This window comes from Sporomusa sp., assembly GCF_035561255.1.
Classification (GTDB): Bacteria; Bacillota; Negativicutes; order Sporomusales; family Sporomusaceae; genus Sporomusa.
Map to the genome: position 1 here is coordinate 1 of NZ_DATMXX010000103.1, position 4,687 is coordinate 4,687.

Here is a 4,687-nt window from a genome sequence, read left to right on the forward strand (position 1 = left end):
TCTTTAAACTGATATTGGCATGATGCTTGCATTACAATATGGTCAGTAGATAAGAAATGGGCTTAGCCCTAAGGAGGTTTTATTTATGTCTATTGGTGAACAAGTCTACGGGTATTTTACACCTACTGTGAGCCTAATGGGAGTAGGAGCGCACAAACAAATTCCTGCACAAGTGAAAACACTTGGTGGTACAAGTGTCTTCCTTGTTACTGATGCTTACCTAGGCCGCCCAGGTGGGATGGCCGACGATATTAAGGCAATGCTGGAAGCTGATGGTATCAAGGTTACAGCTTTTGCAGGAGCAGAACCAAACCCTACCGACAAAAACGTTCATGATGGTTTAAAAAGTTACCAGGAAAGCGGCTCCGATACCATTTTAACCTTGGGTGGCGGCAGTGCTCACGATTGTGGTAAGGGAATTGGTTTATTGGCTACCAATGGCGGAAACATTCGTGACTTTGAAGGTCTTGATAAATCTAAGAAGCCGATGCCTCCGTTTATCGCCGTTAACACCACCGCCGGTACTGCTTCTGAGATGACTCGATTTGCTGTTATTACCAATACTTCTAATCATGTAAAAATGGCTATTGCTGACTGGCACACTACTCCAAATGTTGCAATTAATGATCCTTTACTGATGGTTGGTATGCCGCCCGCTCTTACTGCTGCTACCGGTATGGATGCATTAACTCATGCTGTTGAAGCGTATGTTTCCATTGCTGCTACACCGGTTACTGATTCAGCGGCTCTGATGGCTATTAAACTTATAGCGACTAACTTACGAAATGCGGTAGCCAATGGGCAGAATATGGAAGCCCGTGACAAAATGGCTTATGCCGAATATTTAGCTGGCATGGCATTTAACAACGCGGGTTTGGGATATGTGCATGCTATGGCTCACCAACTAGGCGGTTTATACAACCTGCCGCACGGAGTGTGCAATGCTATTTTACTGCCTCATGTTGAAACATTTAATATCATTGCTTGCCCAGAGCGTTTTGTTGATGTTGCCGTAGCAATGGGTGAAAATATACAAGGTCTGTCTGTTCGTGATGCTGCTGATAAAGCTATAGCGTCTATTAAGAAATTATCCGCTGACATTTGTATCCCTTCCGGCCTTGCTCAGTTAAAGGCTAACGAAAAAGATTTCGAGGTTATGGCCGGAAACGCAATGAAAGATATTTGCAGCCTATTTAATCCACGTACTGCTACGCTGGATGATATAATTGGTATCTATAAGGCAGCTATGTAATGGTTGCATGATGTAATTGGGTTATCGATTCATGCTATAATGTTAATTACTACTAGGTGTATCTCGCAGGTTCAAAAAAAACCGCAGACGCTTCGGAGGCCACTGAAAAAGTCCCTTTAATACTTAAAAAGGTATAGACCCTCAAGAAAACTGAGGAGGCTGTACCTTTTTTCCTGTATAATAAAGGTATTAAAGGGAGCAGGTGAGTCAAATGATTCAACAACAACAATCTATGGTTTTAAGTCCCTATATAGAGCTCTATAACTTGGTTATCCCCAAGGATAATATATTGCGGCAAATCAACGAACTTATTGATTTCTCCTTTGTGTATGAGGAATTGAAAGAGAGCTATTGTCTAGATAACGGCAGAAATGCGATTGATCCGATTCGGATGTTTAAATATTTGCTGCTCAAAACGATCTTCGAACTATCTGACGTTGACATCGTTGAGCGCTCCCAATACGATATGTCGTTTAAGTACTTTCTCCACATGGCACCGGAAGATCCGGTGATTGATCCAAGTTCTTTAACAAAGTTCCGGAAGCTGCGGTTAAAGGATCTAAATTTGCTCGACATGCTCATAAACAAAACCGTTGAAGTCGCAATCGAAAAGGGTATTATCAACAGCAAATCAATCATTGTTGATGCAACCCATACAAAAGCCCGTTATAATCAGAAATCCCCCATAGAAATCTTGCAGGACCGTTCCCGAAAACTAAGAAAAGCCGTCTACAAGGTAGACGAATCTTTGAAAGCGAAGTTCCCGACGAAAAATACCAGCGGTGTACTCGAAGACGAAATCGCCTACTGCCAAAAACTCGTCGATGTGATTGAAGCGGAAGGAGGCGTTTGCGAGCTTCCGAAAATTAAAGAACCTCTCAATCTGCTCAAAGAAACGGTGACAGATGACCTCGATCAGTTGCGGATTTCGGAGGACCAAGATGCAAAAGTTGGCCATAAGAGTGCAGATTCCTCATTTTTTGGATATAAAACGCATCTTGCCATGACCGAGGAACGGATTATTACGGCAGCAGTCGTCACGACGGGCGAAAAGAACGACGGTAAGCAACTACAGGAGCTGATTGAAAAAAGCAAGGCAGTCGGTATGGAAGTCAAAACGGTCATTGGGGATACGGCTTACTCTGAAAAAGATAACATAACGTACACCAAGGACAATAACATAGAACTCATTGCCAAGCTCAATCCTCTCATTACACAAGGGATCCGAAAGAAAGAAGACGAATTCCAATTCAATAAGGATGCAGGCATGTATGTGTGCAAGGCCGGCCACATGGCAAACCGGAAAGCGCGGCAAGGAAAGACAGGCGTTGGGAAAAACCAAACTGATACATACTATTTCGATATTGAGCTTTGCAAGCGATGCCCTTTCAAAAAAGGGTGTTACAAAGAGGGAGCAAAATGCAAAACTTATTCGGTGAGTATCAAATCTAGCGAACACACCGAACAAATGGCGTTCCAGGAAAGCGAGTACTTCAAGGGAAAGGCAAAGGAGCGCTACAAGATTGAAGCAAAGAATAGTGAACTCAAACACAGACACGGGTATGATGTAGCGTCATCTTCGGGTCTTGTTGGCATGGAGTTACAGGGGGCGATGGCGATCTTTACTGTGAATATAAAGAGAATATTGAAACTGATAAGGTAGAAGACAAGTTATAAAGGTTTCCTAAATGGTAAAAGACGACCCTCACCCCAAAATTGGGAACAAGGGTCGTCTTCTGTTTCGTACTTTTTAAGCTTTGCTCCGTCAAAACCACAAGTTCTTCAGTGGCCTCCTTATGTGCCGACAGCCTTTTTTATGGCATTCTTTTAACGTTTAAATAGCTTACCTGGTAAAAATGCCGCGAGAGCCAATCCTGCAAGTGGCAACACTGATAATACAGTAAATACGCTGGGAATGCCGAAATGGTCGGCAACATAGCCCAGGATCGTAGCGCCGACGCCACCAAGGCCGATACTAAAGCCAATAGTCAGGCCCGAAGCCATGCCGACATAGCCTGGCATCATTTCCTGCGCCAACACGACTGTTGTGGCGAATGATGAAATGAGGGCCAACCCGGTTAACGCAAGTATGAGCAATGTTGCAAAGCCGCTAGTGTATTGAAATAAACTAATCAAAGGCAGTGTGGCGAGGATAGAGCCCATAATAACCGTTTTGCGGCCAAAGCGGTCGCTTAAAGACGCGCCGGTATAAGTACCGACTACCCCGGCGAGCAGAAAAATCGCTAAGAGATAACTGGCATATACCGGGCTGCCTGATAAATAGTTGATGTAGTACATCGGTATATAGGTAGTTAATCCGGTATGGATACTAGATCTTACGAATATAAACGCTAAGAGTATGGCGAGCAGACCGTAGTTAAGCGACTGGCCTTTCGTAGAGCCTGCGTGTGAAGCAGCAGCTGATTGTACGGCAGGTTCTTGAGGCGAAATATCCTGAAGGTTGCGATACAGCAGGAGCGACATGACTAAACCAGGTATGATGAAGTATAGGGTGTTTGTTAACTCTCCTGGCAAGTTGAGGGCAAATGACATGGCAATTGAGCCGAGCGCCAGCCCTAGATTGCCGCCTACTGAAAATAGACCCATGCTGCGCCCTTTTGTCGCAGCGCTGCTGACAAGGTGGGCAGATTTGGATGCCTGAGGATGAAAACAGGCAATTCCCAAGCCCCCAATAACTACAACTCCCAACAGTGCATAGTAAGAAGTCATTAGACCGATCATGCCTAACCCGATCCCTGCGAGCAGCACACTGGCTGGGATTAGCCATGGTAGTGAGACACGATCGGTAAGATAGCCAAACACCGGCTGAATTACTGAAGAGGTCAGATTTTGTACAAGGACAATGACTCCGACTTGGGTATAAGTTAGGTTGAAGGCTGTTTTTAAAAACGGCAGCAGCACAGGTAGCGCGCCTTGGCCGAAATCGGTAATTAAATGCCCCAAAGTTAAAAGCGCCAGTGGTTTTGTTATAAGTCGCTCCTTACGTTGATCTTGCTGCATATGATTTCTCCTTTGTATTAAAAATGGTTATTTACTAATAATAGGCTGATAAGGCAAGATTATCAAGCTGGATGAGGGCTTGTTTTCAGCCCTGTCCCCGCATATAAAGCAATTGAGGTTGATTTTTGCCTGATTTAAAAAGTAGTTGCCATTTTAATACAGGACAAGGTATAATACATTGTAATGACAAGACAAGTGTAAAGACATGGGGGTGAAGATTTTGGGGATTATTAGTCGCTTGGAACAGATTCCAGTTAGCCGCTTTCATTATAAACTGTTGGTTTTGACTGGGGTGGGTTGGCTGTTTGATGCTATGGATACTGGGATTATTGCTTTTGTATTGCCGATTTTAGCTCAGCAGTGGGGATTGTCTGCCACCCAGATGGGGTTTATCGGCAGTATTGGCCTCTTGGG

At 44.2% G+C, this 4,687-nt stretch carries 3 protein-coding genes and 1 pseudogene; 3 read left to right on the forward strand and 1 reads right to left on the reverse strand.

All coding sequences use genetic code 11. From position 1 onward, the window contains the following. Positions 1 to 91 precede the first annotated feature (91 nt). Together VN379_RS06120 and VN379_RS06125 are read left to right on the forward strand one after the other, a co-directional pair. Positions 92 to 1,252, forward strand: a complete 1,161-nt coding sequence (locus VN379_RS06120) for an iron-containing alcohol dehydrogenase (protein WP_414714915.1) — start codon at positions 92 to 94, stop codon at positions 1,250 to 1,252. 211 nt (positions 1,253 to 1,463) lie between these two features. Further along, positions 1,464 to 2,915, forward strand: a complete 1,452-nt coding sequence (locus tag VN379_RS06125; protein WP_325527706.1) for an IS1182 family transposase — start codon at positions 1,464 to 1,466, stop codon at positions 2,913 to 2,915. A 164-nt stretch (positions 2,916 to 3,079) separates the two neighbouring features. Here VN379_RS06125 and VN379_RS06130 read toward each other — a convergent pair whose 3' ends face one another. Beyond that, positions 3,080 to 4,273: an MFS transporter gene (locus tag VN379_RS06130; protein ID WP_325526876.1), complete on the reverse strand. Its 1,194-nt coding sequence runs from the start codon at positions 4,271 to 4,273 to the stop codon at positions 3,080 to 3,082. 220 nt (positions 4,274 to 4,493) lie between these two features. Between VN379_RS06130 and VN379_RS06135 the strand changes: the two are divergent. Continuing rightward, positions 4,494 to 4,687: pseudogene (locus VN379_RS06135) on the forward strand (MFS transporter); the annotation flags it as partial.